Consider the following 2,997-nt stretch of genomic DNA (forward strand, 5'->3'; position numbering starts at 1 on the left):
GTTCAATAGGTGATCAATTTGACCTTCTGCCCTGCCGTCAGCACCGCACCCTGCCGCAACCCGTTGAGCGCGAGGAAACGGTCCAGCTGAAGATCGGTATAGGCCATGCGGCTGGCCAGCGATTGCGCTGTATCGCCGCGCGCCACGGTGACCACGCGCACCCTACGAGGACGGATATTTGCCGCCTCGGCCCCCGCCAGCCTCTGCACACTCTGATACATCGGCGTGAACAGGTTTGATCGTCCGGCAGGTGTGATGCCGACGAAATGATAGGCTTTGTTGTTGGCAAAGCTGTAGGCGAAAATAGTCACGTCAAGCTGCTGACGGTTGCTGGTGACCCGCGCGGTGCCGTAAGCGGCGGGCAGCCCGTTGACCGTGATACGCTGGATCTGGCCGTAGTTCAGCCGCTGATTGTTGCCGCCGACGGCCGCAAACGCCTGTTCGACATAACGCGTCAGGTCGCCCGAAAAGGCAGCGCTGGTGAACTGTGCCTGTGCTGACTGACCGGTAACCGATACTGCGCTGGTGCCGTTTTGCATGGCAAACCCCTGCGGCACCGAAAACTTCAATCCAAGATCAGGATGCAGGAAGTCGCGCCCCTGGATCACGCCCTGCTTTGGATCATCACCATAAAGCAGTCCATCGATCCGGGTGAGGAATGCATCGCGGTTGCGCTGATTGCCACCAAAGCTGCGCGCGTTGGTCGCAGCACGGCTGACGCGGCGCGCGGGGTCCGGGTGGGTGCTCGCCCACTCAGGGACAGAGCGCGCTGCCCCGCCTTGTGCGCGCGCATCGATCGCCTGCTGCGCTGCGAGCGAAGCCAGCATCGACGACAGCGCCTGCGGATCATAACCGCCGCTGCTGAGGTAGCGAAGCCCCAGGTCATCGGCCTCCTCTTCCTGTTTGCGCGAATATTTGAGCGTGAGCAGCTGTGTGCCAGTGCCGAACACCTGCTGGCCAAGCTGGCCTGCGGTGCCGTCACCCAGCAATACAGAGGCACCGATCTGGCCAAGCAAGCCGATGATGCTGTTGCGCTGCGATGCCTTCTGGCGCTTTTCCGAATGGCGCGCGGCGACATGGCCGACCTCATGGCCCAAGACCCCGGCCAGCTCGGCCTCATCATTCATCAGCGCAAGCAGCTGGCGCGTGACATAGATATAGCCGCCGGGGATTGCGAATGCGTTGTTCACCGGTGAATTGAGCAAGGTGACGGTAAAGTCGTCGCGCGCGTTGCCAAGGCCTGACTGCACCGCGATGCCCTTGCCGATCTGCACCACATAGGCGGTCTGCGGCACCTGATAGGCACCGCCAAACTGTTCAAGCAGCTTGGGATGCACCTCTGAGCCCTGCCTCTTTTCCGCAGCGGTGATCGATTGCGCCTGCGCCGCCAGCGCCTCGGCGGGCGGGCTCATCAGTGCGGAGCCCTGCACCAGCGCCAACAAGCCGACCGCGCCCGCCGGCACCAGCAGAATCTTTTTGAATCGCAATGCCATGGCTATCCTCCTGTTTTGTATCTGCACTGAGCGCCGTTGTTGTTCATGATGTCTTGAACCGTCGCTTCAATCAAATCGCAATAATGCGATAACGCAAACCCCGGCATACGGTTGCATCGGTCAGAGCGCGCCAATCGCCAGGAAGCGGGCTTCGCGCGCGGCGCGCAGTTCGTCTGCGGTCTTGCCGGACAGCGCGTCGATTTCTTCGCGCAAGGCCTTGCCCAGCTCGCCAATCGCCTGGCCGTGGTCGCGATGCGCGCCGCCCATCGGCTCCTTGACGATCCGGTCAATCACATTGAGGCGCTTAAGGTCGCTCGCGGTCACCTGCATCGCCTCTGCCGCGTCTGCCGCGCGGTCGGCGGTGCGCCACAGGATCGAGGCGCAGCCTTCGGGCGAGATGACCGAGTAGACCGCGTGCTCGAACATCAGCACCCGCTCCGCCGCCGCCAGCGCAACCGCGCCGCCCGATCCGCCCTCGCCGACGATTGCCGCGACCATCGGCACACCCAATGTCAGGCAGCGTTCGGTCGAACGCGCAATCGCCTCGGCCTGACCACGCTCTTCGGCCTGCACGCCGGGAAACGCGCCCGAGGTATCCACAAGCGTCACCACCGGCAGGCCAAAACGGTCGGCGATATCCATCAGCCGGATCGCCTTGCGATAGCCCTCAGGCTTGCCCATGCCGAAATTGTGGCGGATGCGGCTTTCGGTATCATCGCCCTTTTCATGGCCGATAACCATCAGCCGCTGGTCGCCCATGCGGGCAAAGCCGCCCATGATCGCCTTGTCATCGCCGAACGCACGATCACCGCTCAGCGGCATGAACTCATCGAACATGCCCGCGACATAGTGCTTGAAATGCGGGCGCGACGGGTGTCGCGCGACCTGTGTCTTCTGCCACGGGGTAAGGCCCGCATAAGTGGACGCGAGCAGCTTGCGCGATTTGGCGGCGAGCCGTTCGATCTCGCTGGCGATATCGATCTCGCCATCATCCGCAGTGTCGCGCAATTCGCCGATGCGCGCTTCAAGTGCGGCAATCGGCTTTTCAAAGTCGAGATAGGTCATCATAGACCCGAAGCGTTAGTCGGCCCGGTGCCGCTGGGCAAGGTTCATCTGCGCCAGCGGATGGCGCTTGTTGACCAGCTCGACCAGGCGGCGGCTGTCGACATGCGTGTAAATTTGTGTCGTTGCGATGTCTGCATGGCCCAGAAACGTCTGCAACGTGCGCAGGTCTGCGCCGCCTTCCAGCAGATGCGTGGCAAAGGCGTGGCGCAGCACATGCGGGCTCACCCGGGCGGGATTGATCCCCGCATCGGCGGCGAACGCCTTGATCAGCTGATACAGGCGAATGCGGCTGATGTGGCCGGTGCGTGATGGGAACAGCCAGCGCTGATCGGGGCCGATGATCGCGGTCCAGCGCGTTAGCGCCTCGCGCGCGCGACCCGATATCGGCAACATCCGCTGCCTGCCGCCCTTGCCGGTGATTGCCAGCAATGGCCGCCCG

General features: G+C 63.2%; 3 protein-coding genes. All 3 read right to left on the reverse strand.

What is annotated here, in order from left to right; translation table 11 throughout:
* Positions 1–2: 2 nt before the first annotated feature.
* Complete coding sequence (locus ACEW8G_RS03195) at positions 3–1,493, reverse strand: M48 family metalloprotease (RefSeq protein WP_373487000.1); 1,491 nt, start codon at positions 1,491–1,493, stop codon at positions 3–5.
* 120 nt (positions 1,494–1,613) lie between these two features.
* A complete protein-coding gene (locus ACEW8G_RS03200) occupies positions 1,614–2,561 on the reverse strand; it encodes an acetyl-CoA carboxylase carboxyltransferase subunit alpha (RefSeq protein WP_373487001.1) in 948 nt (315 codons plus the stop codon).
* Positions 2,562–2,573: 12 nt separating this feature from the next.
* Positions 2,574–2,997, reverse strand: a 424-nt coding sequence (locus ACEW8G_RS03205) for a tyrosine-type recombinase/integrase (RefSeq protein ID WP_373487002.1), incomplete at its 5' end; no start/stop codon positions are given.

It is taken from the genome of Blastomonas sp. (assembly GCF_041747255.1).
Lineage (GTDB): Bacteria > Pseudomonadota > Alphaproteobacteria > Sphingomonadales > Sphingomonadaceae > Blastomonas.

Excerpts from the sequence above, each read along its gene's own strand:
- ACEW8G_RS03195 (WP_373487000.1), bottom strand. The coding sequence starts at position 1,493 with ATGGCATTGCGATTCAAAAAGATTCTGCTGGTGCCGGCGGGCGCGGTC.
- ACEW8G_RS03200 (WP_373487001.1), bottom strand. The coding sequence starts at position 2,561 with ATGATGACCTATCTCGACTTTGAAAAGCCGATTGCCGCACTTGAAGCG.